Annotated in this window: 16 protein-coding genes; 8 read left to right on the top strand and 8 right to left on the bottom strand. The window is 62.5% G+C overall.

What is annotated here, in order from left to right:
* Window positions 1–53: 53 nt before the first annotated feature.
* Window positions 54–1,673: a histidine--tRNA ligase gene (hisS, locus tag ASC97_RS01490; RefSeq protein ID WP_057466582.1), complete on the bottom strand. Its 1,620-nt coding sequence runs from the start codon at window positions 1,671–1,673 to the stop codon at window positions 54–56.
* Between the two features lie 137 nt (window positions 1,674–1,810).
* Here hisS and ASC97_RS01485 point away from each other — a divergent pair, with 137 nt between their 5' ends.
* The 4 genes from ASC97_RS01485 (at window position 1,811) to copM (ending at window position 3,658) form a co-directional block, all read left to right on the top strand.
* Window positions 1,811–2,587: a hypothetical protein gene (locus ASC97_RS01485; protein ID WP_057466581.1), complete on the top strand. Its 777-nt coding sequence runs from the start codon at window positions 1,811–1,813 to the stop codon at window positions 2,585–2,587.
* Window positions 2,588–2,653: 66 nt separating this feature from the next.
* A complete protein-coding gene (locus ASC97_RS01480; protein WP_057466580.1) occupies window positions 2,654–2,917 on the top strand; it encodes a BrnT family toxin in 264 nt (87 codons plus the stop codon).
* Window positions 2,898–3,209 carry a BrnA antitoxin family protein gene (locus ASC97_RS01475; RefSeq protein ID WP_057466579.1) on the top strand — a complete coding sequence of 104 codons (312 nt, stop codon included), beginning with the start codon at window positions 2,898–2,900 and terminating at the stop codon, window positions 3,207–3,209. Before ASC97_RS01480 ends, ASC97_RS01475 begins: the two co-directional genes overlap by 20 nt.
* 89 nt (window positions 3,210–3,298) lie before the next feature.
* The gene (copM, locus tag ASC97_RS01470; RefSeq protein WP_057466578.1) at window positions 3,299–3,658 is read left to right on the top strand and encodes a CopM family metallochaperone; all 360 of its coding nucleotides are present in this window, start codon (window positions 3,299–3,301) and stop codon (window positions 3,656–3,658) included.
* 48 nt (window positions 3,659–3,706) lie between these two features.
* Here the strand turns inward: copM and ASC97_RS01465 are convergent, their stop codons facing one another.
* Window positions 3,707–4,756: an aldo/keto reductase gene (locus tag ASC97_RS01465; protein ID WP_057466577.1), complete on the bottom strand. Its 1,050-nt coding sequence runs from the start codon at window positions 4,754–4,756 to the stop codon at window positions 3,707–3,709.
* Window positions 4,757–4,994: 238 nt separating this feature from the next.
* Here ASC97_RS01465 and ASC97_RS01460 point away from each other — a divergent pair, with 238 nt between their 5' ends.
* Window positions 4,995–5,699 (top strand): HAD family hydrolase, encoded by a 705-nt coding sequence (locus ASC97_RS01460; protein ID WP_057466576.1) that lies wholly within the window; start codon window positions 4,995–4,997, stop codon window positions 5,697–5,699.
* Window positions 5,700–5,706: 7 nt separating this feature from the next.
* Here ASC97_RS01460 and ASC97_RS01455 read toward each other — a convergent pair whose 3' ends face one another.
* Both ASC97_RS01455 and ASC97_RS01450 read right to left on the bottom strand, forming a co-directional pair.
* Entirely contained in the window at window positions 5,707–6,192 is a 486-nt protein-coding gene (locus ASC97_RS01455; protein ID WP_057466575.1) for a hypothetical protein, read from the bottom strand.
* Window positions 6,189–6,818 (bottom strand): DNA-3-methyladenine glycosylase I, encoded by a 630-nt coding sequence (locus tag ASC97_RS01450; protein ID WP_057466574.1) that lies wholly within the window; start codon window positions 6,816–6,818, stop codon window positions 6,189–6,191. The genes ASC97_RS01455 and ASC97_RS01450 overlap by 4 nt, the downstream gene beginning before the upstream one ends.
* 211 nt (window positions 6,819–7,029) lie before the next feature.
* On the opposite strand from ASC97_RS01450, the gene ASC97_RS01445 reads away from it, so the two are divergent.
* Together ASC97_RS01445 and ASC97_RS01440 are read left to right on the top strand one after the other, a co-directional pair.
* Window positions 7,030–7,770: a L,D-transpeptidase gene (locus ASC97_RS01445; protein ID WP_057466573.1), complete on the top strand. Its 741-nt coding sequence runs from the start codon at window positions 7,030–7,032 to the stop codon at window positions 7,768–7,770.
* Window positions 7,771–7,905: 135 nt separating this feature from the next.
* Window positions 7,906–8,586 carry a L,D-transpeptidase gene (locus ASC97_RS01440; RefSeq protein ID WP_057466572.1) on the top strand — a complete coding sequence of 227 codons (681 nt, stop codon included), beginning with the start codon at window positions 7,906–7,908 and terminating at the stop codon, window positions 8,584–8,586.
* Window positions 8,587–8,628: 42 nt separating this feature from the next.
* Here ASC97_RS01440 and ASC97_RS01435 read toward each other — a convergent pair whose 3' ends face one another.
* The 4 genes from ASC97_RS01435 to ASC97_RS01420 are packed head-to-tail and all read right to left on the bottom strand — an operon-like array spanning window position 8,629 to window position 13,061.
* Window positions 8,629–9,066 (bottom strand): hypothetical protein, encoded by a 438-nt coding sequence (locus tag ASC97_RS01435; RefSeq protein ID WP_057466571.1) that lies wholly within the window; start codon window positions 9,064–9,066, stop codon window positions 8,629–8,631.
* Window positions 9,067–9,102: 36 nt separating this feature from the next.
* On the bottom strand, window positions 9,103–10,416 hold the full coding sequence (gene glcF, locus ASC97_RS01430; protein WP_057466570.1) for a glycolate oxidase subunit GlcF: 1,314 nt from the start codon (window positions 10,414–10,416) through the stop codon (window positions 9,103–9,105).
* A 3-nt stretch (window positions 10,417–10,419) separates the two neighbouring features.
* Window positions 10,420–11,625, bottom strand: a complete 1,206-nt coding sequence (gene glcE, locus ASC97_RS01425) for a glycolate oxidase subunit GlcE (protein WP_057466569.1) — start codon at window positions 11,623–11,625, stop codon at window positions 10,420–10,422.
* Complete coding sequence (locus ASC97_RS01420) at window positions 11,622–13,061, bottom strand: FAD-binding oxidoreductase (RefSeq protein ID WP_057466568.1); 1,440 nt, start codon at window positions 13,059–13,061, stop codon at window positions 11,622–11,624. The genes glcE and ASC97_RS01420 overlap by 4 nt, the downstream gene beginning before the upstream one ends.
* A gap of 135 nt (window positions 13,062–13,196) precedes the next feature.
* On the opposite strand from ASC97_RS01420, the gene ASC97_RS01415 reads away from it, so the two are divergent.
* Window positions 13,197–14,093: a LysR family transcriptional regulator gene (locus ASC97_RS01415; protein ID WP_057466567.1), complete on the top strand. Its 897-nt coding sequence runs from the start codon at window positions 13,197–13,199 to the stop codon at window positions 14,091–14,093.
* Window position 14,094: the final 1 nt, after the last annotated feature.

The raw sequence follows: 14,094 nt of genomic DNA, 5'->3' as shown, positions 1-14,094 counted from the left end.
CTTCCGGCCACCTTCTCCCCGAGGGGAGAAGGGAAAATCGTCGCCGGTCGCACTCACGGCTTTGCCCCAGCTCGATTCCGGTCCTCAGCCTGCGCGGCCAGGATTTCCTTCACCTTGGCGACAAGATCGGCCTCTGGAGCGGTTTCCTGCGCAACGCGGGCTTCGCGCCAGCTGGCGTTGTCCTCGATCTCTCCGGACAGGCGCTTGCCCTCGATCAGGTCCTTGATCTGGACGACGCCCGTGGCGCGTTCGTCGCCGCCCTGGATGATGGCGACCGGGCAGCCGCGGCGGTCGGCGTATTTCAGCTGGTTGCCGAACTTCTTCCAGTTGCCCTGGTACATTTCGGCGCGGATGCCGGCAGCGCGCAGCTCCTGCGTCATGCGCTGGTAGCGGCCCATCGCCTCGACGTCGCCGTCCATGACCGTGACCAGAACCGGCTCGATGACGTCGCTCTGGCCAAGCTTGCCGAGGTTCTTCAGTGCCGTCATCAGGCGGGAGACGCCGATGGAGAAGCCGGTCGCCGGAACGGGCTGGCCCATGAACCGTGAGACGAGACCGTCGTAACGCCCACCGCCGCCGACGGAGCCGAAGACCACCTTCTCGCCCTTTTCGTTGGTCACGTCGAACAGGAGCTCGGCTTCGTAGACGGGGCCAGTGTAGTATTCGAGGCCGCGGACGACGGATGAATCAAAGAAAATTCGACCCGGGCCATAGCCAGCTGCGCGACATATTCCCGCCATCAGTTCTAGCTCAGCCACACCCTCGCCACCTGAAGAGGAACCTTCGACGGCTTGATGCCAAAACCCAAACGTCATGGCATCATCAGGAAAAGTGTCTTCTCCTTCGAAATTAAAGATCGGCGAGCTTTCCCCGGCAGCAAGAGCCTTTTCTGTCGTCTCAATAGATCCACTTCGGAAGCTTGTCCCGAGATAGGATGTCAATAGACGCAAAATCTGCTGTTCATTAAGACCGGCGCCCTTGGTGAAATCACCCGACTCATCCTTTCGGCCGGGGCCGAGCAGGAGAGCAACTCCCTCGGGGCCGAACTTGTCGAGCTTGTCGATGGCGCGCAGGACGTTGAGCCGCTGGCCCACCTTGTCGTCGCCGCCGAGGCCGATCGCTTCCAGCACGCCGTCGAGAACCTTGCGGTTGTTGACGCGGATGACGTAGTCGCCGCGTCGGATGCCGAGGGCTTCGAGCGTATCGGCCATCATCATGCACATTTCGGCATCGGCCTGGACGCCCGGCGCGCCGACTGTATCGGCATCGAACTGCATGAACTGGCGGAAACGGCCCGGGCCGGGCTTTTCGTTGCGGAAGACATAACCGGCGCGATAGGTGCGGTAGGGAAGCTGGATCTCGTTGAAGTTTTCCGCCACGTGGCGGGCGAGCGGCGCCGTCAGGTCGTAGCGCAGCGACATCCACTGGTCGTCGTCGTCCTGCAGCGAAAAGACGCCTTCGTTGGGCCGGTCGGCATCCGGCAGGAACTTGCCGAGCGCATCGGTGTATTCGAACAGCGGCGTCTCGACAGGATCGAAACCATAGTGCTCATAGACTTCGCGGATCTTCGCGGTCATCTCGTTGACGGCGCGAATATCGGCCGCCGAGCGATCGACGAAGCCGCGGGGAAGCCTGGCCTTGAGCTTTTGTGGTTTCTTCTGCTTGTCGTTCATTTCCAACGTCTTCCGCTCACTGTGACAGTGGCGGTTTCCTAGCGGATTGGGCCCGGTGCGGCAAGGGCGAAGGCCCTTGATCCGGGACACAGAATCGATTGATCGAAGGATTGGGATCGAATGGCGGGAGCTACATCATGATTGCCGAGGCGCTTGTCTATGCCGCGACCGTGCCGGTGACGCAAAAGGCGCACCGCAAATTCATCCGATACTCTGTCAATCTCTGGTCGCGCGCCGGACGCTGCAGCGGGCCGTGGGCCGAGCACGAACAGAACAGCCGCAACGCAATCCTGCAAGCGATGGCAGGTCTTCGCCAGAAGCGGACGGCGGTCGTTCTCGGCTCCGGACTGCTTCGCGACGTTCCGATCAAGGAACTCGCGGAGGCCTTCGATACGGTCGTGCTCGTCGATCTCGTGCATCTCGCGTCGGTGCGGCTGTGGCTCAAGCTGAGGGGCTATCGCAATGTCCGGCCAATCGAGCGCGACCTTTCCGGCTATGACGAACTGGCCGGCTATGACAAGCTGACGACCGGCAACGCGCCCGAGCCGCTCGGCTTTCTGCGCAGCGTTCCCTATCTCGATTTCGTCGTCTCCGCCAACCTCCTGTCGCAGATCGGCCGTGGCGTGATGCGGCGCTTCGAGGCCGAGGAACAAGGCCGGATGCCCGGCGATACCGTCGCACGGCTGATCGGCGCCCATCTTGCCGATTTGACCGCCCTGCCCTGCCGAACCTATCTTCTCACCGATATTTCCTACGCCGTCATCGACCGCACCGGCAAGGTCCATGACGAAGCCGACCTGCTGCACGGCGTTGCGCCGCCGCCGGCGAAAGCCTGGTGGTCATGGCCAGTGGTGCCGATCGGCGAGGAAAGCGCCGACTACCAGATCGTCCACCGGGTGATTGCCGCCTATTGAATTGCAGGGTACTGTCGATGCAATCAAAGATTTATTGTATCACTTTTATTTTGCGGTATTCTGACTATGGAAATTGTCTGGGATGAGCCGAAACGGCTCGCAAATCGTGACAAGCATGGGCTCGATTTTGCCGATCTGGATGTCGCTTTCTTTCTGGTCGCAATTCTGAGGCCGGCAAAACAGGGACGCATCATGGCGATCGGACGTTTTGCCGATGGAACGATCGCCGTCATCTTTGCCAGGTTGGGCATCGAAGGGGTGGCGATTGTTTCGATGAGACCCGCGCGCAAGAGCGAAAGGAGGCTGTTGAATGACATCCAGGAAAATTGAAGGTCAGGCCGAATTTCGAGAAGGTCGAGGCTATTCCAAGCAGGATTGGGATGATGTTTCCGACAATCCAGAATGGACCGAAGAGGATTTCAAAAACGCCCGGCCCTTTGCCGAGGTCTTTCCCGAACTTGCCGAGAGCATTCGCCGTTCGCGCGGCCGGCCTGCCGTCGAGATGCCGAAGCGGCAGATTTCGTTGCGGCTCGATCCCGATGTGATCGATGCCTTCAAGGCAACCGGCAAGGGCTGGCAGGGCCGGATCAACGATGCGCTGCGCAAGGCGGCGAAACTCTGAAACCGGATACGGGGCGACGCCTGCGGCTGCTCGTCTCACACCTGTTTCTGCCGATCGAATTCCATTTGTCAGGCTGAGGAAGAAAATCGATGTCTCTTCATATCCGTGCCTTTGTTGCAAGCTTGGTCCTATCGACAGTGCCCGCCGTGGCGGAGGACATGCAGATGGACATGACCAAGCCGATGGGCAATCACAGTGCGTCCAGTCATGCCTTCACGGAGGCAAACACCAAGATGCACAAGGACATGATGATCGAGTACAGCGGCGATCCGGACGTCGACTTCGTGCGCGGCATGATCCCCCATCACCAGGGCGCCATCGACATGGCCAGGATCGAACTCGAATACGGCAAGGACCCGGAAATCCGCAAGCTGGCAGAGGGCGTGATCAAGGCGCAGGAGGCGGAAATCGCCGAGATGCAAGCCTGGCTGAAAGCTCGCGGCAAGTGAACACATCAATGTGGGATGCCGGCGCATTCACGCCGGCATCCCACATTGTCAGGCCTTGGGGTCGAATGGCGCCGGGCGCCGCCCGCTGCCCTGTCGTGAAAGCATCCAGCCCGGATATTCCGGTGCAAGGGCGCTTACCTCGTCAAGCTTCGTCAGGTCGTCCGCGTCGAGCGTCAGGCTGACCGCCGCCAGATTCTGGTCCAACTGCTCGACGCGCTTGGCACCGATGATGACGGTGGTGACGAACGGCTTGGCGAGAATGTAGGCGAGTGCCACGGTGGCGACGCCGACCCCGTGTTTAGCCGCAATCTCGCGCATCGCGGCAACGCAAGCCCAGGCGCGATCCGTGTCCACCGGCGGAAAATCGAACGTCGCGCGGCGACCCTCGCCGTTGCCGGGTGCACCCGGCCCGTATTTGCCCGAGAGAAGTCCACCGGCCAGCGGCGACCAGACCATCAGACCGAGCTTTTCCTCCTGCATCAACGGCACGATGTCGCGTTCGAGATCGCGCCCGGCGATCGAGTAATAGGCCTGAACCGTCTCGAAGCGGGCAAAGCCCCGGCGCTCGGAGATCCCCAGCGCCTTGGCGATGCGCCAGGCCTGCCAATTGGACACGCCGACGTAGCGCACGAGACCCCGGGACACGAGATCGTCCAGGGCCCGCAGCGTCTCGTCGATCGGCGTCACCGGATCGGTGGCATGAATCTGGTAGAGGTCGATATGATCGGTCTGCAGACGCTCCAGGCTCGCTTCGACGGAATCCATGATGTGACCGCGAGAGGCGCCGCGATCATTGGGCTTGTCACCCATGACGCCGTAGACCTTTGTGGCGATCACGACATCCTTGCGGGGGACGCCGACGTTTTTCAGGGCCTGGCCAAGCAATCTTTCCGACTCCCCGAAGGAATAGACGTCTGCGGTATCGATGAAGTTCACGCCGGCTGCGAGCGACCGCTCGACGATCCGGTCGGCGGCCTGCTGATCGACGTCGGCGATGGCGCCCCAGGGGCTGCCGGCGTCGGCGGCGCCGAAAGTCATGGTACCGAGGCAAATTTCAGAGACGAACAGTCCCGTATTTCCAAGCTGGTTGTAACGCATGGTCGACGTTTCCTTATGAGGGCCGCGAGCAGAGGCTGGCGGATCGGTGACTTCGATTTTTTGCTATTGGCCTGCGGATGACAGGAGCAACCGGGCGGCTGCATGGATGAGGCAATCTGGATTTAACGCGCAATACCGGTTTTTCAACGGGGCCGCGGGCATGCAATTGGCACTCGCGATCCTCTTGTTTCGCGGCGGCCATCGAATAGATTCACGTCGAATGCCCCGGAGAGGACCGATGACGACCCGCACCCTGACAACGATCGGTTTCGACGCTGACGATACGCTCTGGCAGAACGAACAGTACTACCGGCTGACCGAGGCCCACTTCACGGAGCTGCTGTCCGACTTCGCCGAGGGACCGAAGATTTCGGAACGGTTGCTGGAAGCCGAGAAGCGCAATCTCCGGCACTACGGCTTCGGCATCAAGGGGTTCACGCTGTCGATGATCGAGACGGCGATCGAAGTGACCGAGGGCAAGATTCCGGCCGCGGTGATCGCCCGCATTCTGGACACCGGCCGCGATCTCCTGTCGCACCCGGTCGACACGCTGCCGCATGTCCAGGAGACGCTGGCGGCGCTGTCGGAGAGCTACCTGCTCGTCATGATCACCAAGGGCGACCTCTTCGATCAGGAAAGGAAGCTCGCCCAATCCGGGCTCGGCGATTTCTTCCACGCGGTCGAGATCGTATCCGACAAGACGGCCGTCACCTATCGGCGCATCTTCTCCAGGATCGGCGGCGGACCGGAGCGGGCGATGATGGTCGGCAATTCGCTGAAGTCCGATATCGTTCCGGCCATCGCTGCCGGAAGCTACGGCGTCTTCGTGCCGCACGAACTGACCTGGGTGCTGGAGCATGTCGAGGAACCGACCGGGGCGCCGCGGTTTCGAAAGATCGAACATTTCGGCGAGTTGCGCAGCGTGATCGAGAGCCTCGGCTAGTATCTCCCTAGGGCCGTGCCGGGAAGAGCGGCGATGGCTTGCGTTCCTCGGCCGGCGCCGCAGGGGCCGGCGGCGCCGCTGCCTGCGGCTCCACGAGAATGCTGTAGGGCGCACCAAGACCGCGACGCGGCGAGGCCTTCGAATAGTAGGGACGGAGCAGCCAGGTGGTGCTGTTCTTCACGGTTATGTTGTAGGTTTCCCCGTCTTCGTCCGTGCCGAAGACCGCCTCGTCGTCGGGGGCGGCAAGATCGAATATCGCGAGAAAGGCGAACTTGCTCTTCGTCGAGAAGCTTATTTTCACATGCTGGCCAGCCTTGACGGGCAGCGTATAGACGCGGCCCTTGCCGAATTTCGTCCAGCCCTTCAGCTCCATCGTCGCGGCTGGAAACTGCAGCGTCTCCAACTGCTCGCCCGGCTGCAGGTCGGGCGTCTGGGCGGCTGCCGCGCCGGCCAGCAGCATCAGGGCCGCGGCCATCGCTATCGACTTTCTCATGGACGTACCAACGCGTCGCGCATCGCCTCTACCTCCGAGCGGCAGAAGCAGCCTTCGAAATGATCGTTGACGAGACCCATTGCCTGCATGAAGGCATAAACTGTGGTCGGACCGACAAAGGTCCAGCCGCGCTTCTTCAGATTCTTGGAAATGAGTACCGAGGTCGGCGTGGTGGGGTTGGCCATGATCACGGCGCGGTCGACCACGCCAGGGCGTTCGTTGTGGCCAGGCTCGAAGCTCCAGAAATAACGCGCAAGCGAACCGAATTCCCGTCTGAGCTCGATCGCGCGCCCGGCATTGTTGATGGTCGAGACGATTTTGCCGCGGTGGCGCACGATGCCGGAATCGGCGAGGCAACGTTCGATATCGGCATCGTCGAACAGCGCGACTTTCTCGAAATCGAAGCCGGCGAAGGCGGCGCGGAAATTCTCGCGCTTGCGCAGGATCGTCAGCCAGGAAAGGCCCGACTGGAAACCCTCCAGGCAGACCTTCTCGAACAGGCGGATGTCGTCGGTGACGGGCCGGCCCCACTCCTCGTCGTGATAGCGCATGTAATCCGGCAGATTGGCGTGCCAATGACAACGATGCTTGCCGTCGTCGCCGATGATGATGCCTGTTTCGCTCATGGGGTCCGCTTCGTTTCTCCGCTGCGATTCCGGCTTTACCACTTAGAAACCCTGTTTCCAAACCGAACGATAACCCTGACGAAAAGTTTATTCGACCCTTTGGCCTTTAGTGAATTCGAATTTACCATTCGCTGGCGAGCGCGGTGGCAGCATGATTGCAGGCGGTGTGTGCCGCCAGCGCATTTTCGGCCATTTGTAGAGAGTCCGTCCGATGATGAAATCCGTATTGCTCGCCGCAGCCCTGCTCGGCGTCTTCTCCACGGCCGCCCTTGGCGACGACCGTTATGCGACGCGTCCGCCTGTCGTGCTCAGCCCAGACCTCGCTGCCCCCTGGATCATGCAGCTCGGCGGCGGCAAGGTGCGCCCCGTCGTTTACCAGCGCCCGGTGCAGCAGCGCGGCCTTTTCGCCCCGCGCGCCGTTCGACGCTTCCCTCCTGCGCTCACCCAGCGGGTCTCGGCGATCAATCCCGGGGTTCCCGTGATCCGCCAGCGGCTCGAGCCGCAATTCCTGCCGCAGATCGTCGGTTACGAGACCAGGGAACGTCCCGGCACAATCGTCATCGATACCAACAACCGCTTCCTCTATCTCGTCATGGACGGCGGCAAGGCGCGGCGCTACGGCGTCGGCGTCGGCAAGCCCGGCTTCGAATGGGCGGGCGCGCACAAGATCACCCGCAAGACGGAATGGCCCGACTGGACACCGCCTTCCGAGATGGTAAGCCGAGAAGCTGCAAAGGGGCACTATCTTCCGGCGCGGATGGATGGCGGCCCGGAGAACCCGCTTGGCGCCCGCGCCATGTATCTCGGCTCGACGCTCTACCGCATCCACGGCACCAATGCGCCGTGGACGATCGGCAGCGCTGTCTCGTCCGGTTGCATCCGGCTGCGCAATGAAGACGTCGTTGACCTTTACGAGCGCGTAAAAGTCGGAACGCGCGTAATCGTCATGTAGTCGGACGGGCAATACTGCCACGGAGCAAGAATAGACGCTGCCCGGCGCCGAAATGGCTCCAATCGGCATCCAACACCTTGAATCGGGTCGAAGTTCGGGTAGCTTCGGTCCGATTTTGCTTTGAGGGAATCAGATATGACGAAAATGACGACGGCTCTTGCAGCCGCCGGGCTAATGCTCGCCTTGCTTTCTACCGCCGCAATGGCTCAGCCGAACACACCCGCCCCGCAGGGCACTCCGGTGGTTCGCGTGGCCCAGATGCCGAAAACCGTGAAGCCGCAATTCAAGCGCCAGCGCGTCCGCCTGCTGACGACCGAAGCGCCGGGCACCATCATCATCGACACCAACCACAAGTATCTTTACCTCGTCGAAGGCGGGAACCGTGCGACGCGCTACGGCATCGGTGTGGGTCGCGAGGGCTTCGGCTGGTCAGGCGTCGTGAAAATCGGCCGCAAGGCTGAATGGCCGAGCTGGACACCACCGGCCGAGATGCGCGTCCGCGAAGCCGCGAAGGGCCATATCATTCCTGCATTTCAGGAAGGCGGCGAAGACAATCCGCTCGGCGCACGCGCCATGTACCTCTATCAGGGCGGCAGGGATACGATCTTCCGGATCCATGGAACCAACCAGCCGTGGACGATCGGCCTCAACATGTCTTCAGGCTGCATCCGCATGATGAACCCGGATGTGACGCACCTCTACGATCGCGCGCCTGTCGGTACGAAGGTCATCGTCGTCGGTCCCGGCAACAAGCAGGGCGAGGTCAGTTTCGAGGACCGCGGCATCGACGTCCTGCGCACGATATTCGGCGGCTGAAGCCCGACGATCAACAACGGTGGCGGCTGACGTGTCGGCCGCCTACTTGGAGCCGCAGCTGACCTTGCCGCCGGCGACGACGGGCTTTGCGCCACCTTCAACCACCAATTCGTAGCTCCCGGAGAACGCCGGGGACTTTCCGGGCTGCTCGGCCGCTATCGCGAGGTTCAAGGTCTGCCCGCTCGCTTCATCGCCGCCATCGTAGAAAATCTCGAGCCGCAGCTCACCGCGATGCGACCAGTGGTGCGTCAGATTGGATGACGTGAACACGATCTTCCCGAAGGCCGGCGCGACATCGGCGCTCTTGACCTGGATGGCGCCGCGAAAATGATTGAGCTTATGCCCCTCGTCCGCCTTGAAGCCGCTTTCAATCGTAAAGCGCACATCCTTGTCATCTGCCGAACAGAAGAACCGGCTGTCGGCATGAGCGAGCTCAGTCGCTCCACATAGAACCGTTAGCGCGAGGATTGTGCGACGCATTGCTGAACTCCCGGGACTGCCGGACATCCGGCGGCGCTAACCTAGCGGCAGATCTCTTAATTTTTCCGGTATGTTGCCGCCGTAGGCCCAGTCGAGCAGCTGGACCGTGTGGACGATCGGAATTGCCGTTCCAGATGCGATCTGGGTCATGCAGCCGATATTGCCGGTCGCGATGACGTCAGGCACCGTCGCCTCGATGTTCTTGACCTTGCGCGTTTTGAGCGCCTCGGAAATATCCGGCTGCATGATGTTGTACGTGCCGGCAGAACCGCAGCAGAGATGGCCTTCGGCCGGATCGCGGACGGTAAAGCCCGCGGCCTTCAGGAGCAGTTTCGGTGTCGTCGTGATCTTCTGGCCATGCTGCATCGAGCAGGCCGAGTGATATGCGACCGTCAGGCCCTTCGGCATGTGCGAGGGCAGATCGAGCGTGGCAAGATATTCGGTGATGTCCTTTGCCGCCGCCGATACGCGGGCCGCCTTTTCGGCGTATGCCGGATCCAGGCGCAGCATGTGGCCGTAGTCCTTGATGGTCGTGCCGCAACCGGATGCCGTGATGACGATCGCGTCGAGACCGCCGGTTTCGATCTCGCGTGTCCAGACGTCGACATTGGCGCGCGCGCTCGCGAGGGCCTGCTGTTCCTTTCCCATATGATGAACAAGCGCGCCGCAGCAGACCTCGCCTTGCGGGACGACGACCTCCACGCCGAGGCGGGTGAGCAGCCCGATCGTCGCCTCGTTGATTCCAGGATCGAGCACCGGCTGCGCGCAGCCCGTGAGAATTGCGACGCGCCCGCGCTTTTCGACCGCGGCCCGATGGGTTGCCGGTGTGGAATAGGCGGAGGTGGCCGGTATGCTGCGTGGCGCCAGTGCCAGCATCGCCGCAAACGGCTTGAGCGTCGGATTGCGCCGCAGCAGACCCGCAAACGGCCTTCCGAGACGCGCCAGGCCGAGCGCCAGACGGAAACGGCCGGGATACGGCAGGACCGCCGCGAGAACGCCGCGCGTCAGTCGATTCATGAACGGACGCTTGTAGGTCTTCTCGATATGAACCCGGGCATGATCGACGAGATGCATATAGTCGACGCCGGAGGGACAGGTGGTCACGCAGGCAAGACAGGACAGACAGCGGTCGATGTGGGTGACGACCTCGGCGTCCGCGGCCCGTCCGTTCTCGAGCATGTCCTTGATGAGATAGATGCGCCCGCGCGGACTGTCGAGCTCGTTGCCGAGCGTCACATAGGTGGGACAGGTCGCGGTGCAGAAGCCGCAATGCACGCATCTGCGCAGGATCTGTTCGGACTCCGCCACATCGGGATCGGCAAGCTGGGCCAGCGTGAAGTTCGTCTGCATCGCCTAGGTCCCTGTCATCTTTCCCGGATTGAAGATGCCGGCGGGGTCTAGCTTTGCCTTTACCCTTGCAGACAGCAACTCCACTGCCTCCGGCTGCGGCTGGAAGGCACTGGTTGCCGCCCTAACCTGCTCAGGGGCGCGGATCAGCGTCGCATGACCGCCGCCAAGCGCCTTGAGGAACCGGCGCAGCAGATCGGCTTCGGCATCTGCTTCCATCCGCATCCATACGAGACCGCCCTGCCAGTCGTAGAAGGCGTCCACGCCCGTTTCGAGGCGAAGTGCCGCCACAAGCTGGTGGCCGACGCTCGGGGCAACTGAGACGCGCCAAACGGGACGGGGCGTGCCGTCTGCATATGGCAGGGCATCGCGCACCTCCCGCCAGAGTTGGGTGCTGTCATTGCGATCCAGGTGTGACACACGGCCAAACCCGGCCATTGCGGCAACGAGCTTTGCCGCCCTCGCTTCCACGGGACCGGGCAGGCCTTCTATCCTGAGGACGGTGGCCTCGCTCGGCGGCAGGGTTCCGTCGAGAAACTTCCACGAGACCGTCATCGGCAGATGGGCCGCGGCCGAAACCTCCAGCGGCAGCGCCATCGCCGTCGCCATGGCATTTGCCGCCTCTGCGTCGTTGAGCCCTTCGACGATGATCGTCGTTTCCGCCTTGGGCCGTGGCGGCACCCGGAACGTCACTTCCGTGAGGAGGCCGAGGGTACCGTGCGAGCCCGCCATCAGCTTGACGAGATCGAGGCCGGTGACGTTCTTCATAACCCGGCCGCCGGACTTGATCAGTTCACCCCTGCCATTGACGAAGCGCACGCCGAGCAGGCTGTCGCGCGCCGCACCCGCGATAACGCGGCGTGGTCCGGACACGTTGGCGGCGAAGACGCCGCCAATCGTCGGTTCGCCCTCCGTCGCCATGACCGGCCGGTGGTCCATAGGCTCGAAGGCCATCATCTGGCCGTTTTCGGCCAAGGCTGCCTCGATTTCCGAGAGCGGAGTGCCGGCGCGCGCCGTCAGGACCATTTCGCCGGGATTGTAGGCGACGATGCCTGTAAGGTTTGTGGACCGAAGGCGGCTGACGGCGGTGACCGCGTTGCCAAAGCCGGAACGCGTGTTGCCGCCACAGATCGCAAGCGTCTTTCCCGCCTGTGCGTGCGAGCGAACGATATCGGATGCATCCTCTTCTGTCGTCGGAAAGAGTTCGATCATGCGACAGAGCGTCCATCGAGCGGGAAGACCTTGGATGGATTGAGAATCCAGTCCGGATCGAAGGCCGCCCGCACGGCCATCTGTTGCGCGAGGTCCGCCTCGGAATATTGGTGGCGCATCAGGTCGCGTTTCTCGATACCGACGCCGTGCTCGCCCGTCAGGCAGCCGCCGGCATCGACGCAGAGCCTCAGAATGTCCATTCCCGCAGCTTCCGCCCGCGCCGCATCCTCGGGATCGTTTGCATTGAAGAGGATCAGCGGATGCATGTTGCCGTCGCCGGCGTGAAACACGTTGGCGACGCGCAGGCCGTAATGCTCCACGATTTCAGCGGTCTTCTTCAGGACATAGGAGAGCTGGCTGAGCGGCACGGTGCCGTCCATGCAGATGTAATCCGCGATGCGCCCGGTGGCGCCAAAAGCGGATTTGCGGCCTTTCCAGATCAGCGCCGCCTCGGTTGCCGACTGACATTCTCGCACGGTCTTCACGCCGTGCTTGCGGGCGATCTCGACGATGCTTTTCAGCATGTCGTCCATTTCCTTGTCCGCCCCTTCGACTTCGACGATCAGCAGCGCGCCGACGTCAAGCGGATAACCGGCCTTGGCGAAGGCCTCGCAGATCTCGATGGCCGGCTTGTCCATGAACTCGATGGCAACGGGAATGATGCCCGATGCAATGACATCGGCAACGCAGGAGCCCGCTTCCTCAGACGTTTCGAAGCCGAAGAGAACGGGACGCGCGCCTTCCGGCTTGGCGATCAGGCGGACGGTCGCTTCGGTGACGATGCCGAGCTGTCCCTCGTGGCCGCAGACGAGGCCGAGAAGGTCGTAACCCGCTGCATCGAGCCCCTTGCCGCCGAGGTCGATCACCGTGCCATCCGTCAGCACCATCTTCACACCAAGCAGGTTGTTCGTCGTGACCCCGTATTTCAGGCAGTGCGCGCCACCGGAATTCATGCCGATGTTGCCACCGATCGTGCAGGCAAGCTGCGAGCTCGGATCGGGTGCGTAGAAGAAACCGTCCGCCGAGACGGCTTCCGAGATATTCAGATTGGTAACCCCCGCCTCGACGACTGCAGCGCGGTTGACAAGGTCGATATCGAGAATGCGGTTCATTTTCGACACGCAGACCACGACGGCATCCTCCTGCGGGATCGCGCCGCCCGACAGCGAGGTTCCTGCGCCGCGCGGGACGACGGGAATTCCGTAGCGGTTGCAATACTTCATCACCGCGGCGACTTCCGCCGTGCTGCGCGGCAGCGCCACGGCCAGCGGCACGCGGCGATAGGAGACAAACGCGTCCGTCTCGAAGGGCACCAGTTCGCGCGCCTCGTGCACCAGACATTCCGGCGGCAGCAGATCGACGAGGTCCGCGACGATCTGCCGGCGGCGGGCGATCACATCGGCGCGCGGGGCGAGAAACGGAATGGCGTCGGACATGGCTCTCTCCCTTCGCCGGCGGCGGCGAAAACCGGAGGCGATCCTCCTTGCCGCCGATGGCATCGGCTTAGCACTTTCCCTGATGTGGCGCAAATGCTAAGCACTTAGGATAAAAGAAGAATATATCAGGCTCGCATGACCAATCTGGGTGATCTCGAAATCTTTGCCAAGGTCGCGGCAACCGGCAGCATGTCGCTGGCCGGCCGGGCACTGGGTTTCTCGCCAGCCGTCGTTTCCAAGCGCATCAAGCGGCTGGAGGACAGGCTCGGTACGCGGCTCCTGCAGCGCACGACAAGGCAGATTTCGCTGACCGAGGCGGGCCAAGGTTTCTATGACCGCGTGCTCGGCATCCTAGCCGGGCTGGAGGAAGCGGAGTTTTATATTTCCGGCCGGTCGGCGCAAATGCACGGGACGCTGAAAATCTCGGCACCGACGTCATTCGGCCGGATGCACATCGCCCCGCATCTCAAGGCCTTCATGGATGCGCATCCGGAACTCGCCATCAATCTCGTTCTGAGCGACGAGTTCAGCGACATCGTCGGCGGTGGGTTCGATCTCGCGATCAGGATCGCCGAGCTGACCGATTCCAGCCTTGTCGCGCGGCGGCTCGCACCGGTGCGGCGCGTGCTGTGCGCCTCGCCGGCCTACCTCACAACCCATGGGGCGCCAAGCAGCATCGATGACCTGAAGCATCACCGCTGCCTGCCGGCGCACAACAACGACATCTGGCGCCTGGAAGGGCCGGACGGCGCCTTGTCGATCCGTCCCGACGGAATGCTGATCACCAATTCGAGCGAGGTCATCCGCGAGGCCGTGATCGCCGGGCTCGGCATTGCGCTGCGCTCCACCTGGGATGTCGGCGCCGAACTGAAGACCGGCCGGCTCGTGCAGGTGCTTCCGGCCTATGAGGGCTCGCGCAGCGTGACCCTTTCTGCGGTCTATCCAAGCCGTCAGTTTCTGCCGGCGAAGGTGCGCCTGTTCATCGACTATATCGCCGAGCTGTACGGACCGGTCCCCTACTGGGAGCGCTAGC

Origin of the sequence: Rhizobium sp. Root1203, from assembly GCF_001424945.1 — a bacterium.
GTDB lineage: Bacteria > Pseudomonadota > Alphaproteobacteria > Rhizobiales > Rhizobiaceae > Rhizobium.
The sequence above is the reverse complement of the archived record's forward strand: the minus strand, read 5'-3'. Positions and strand labels throughout refer to the sequence as shown.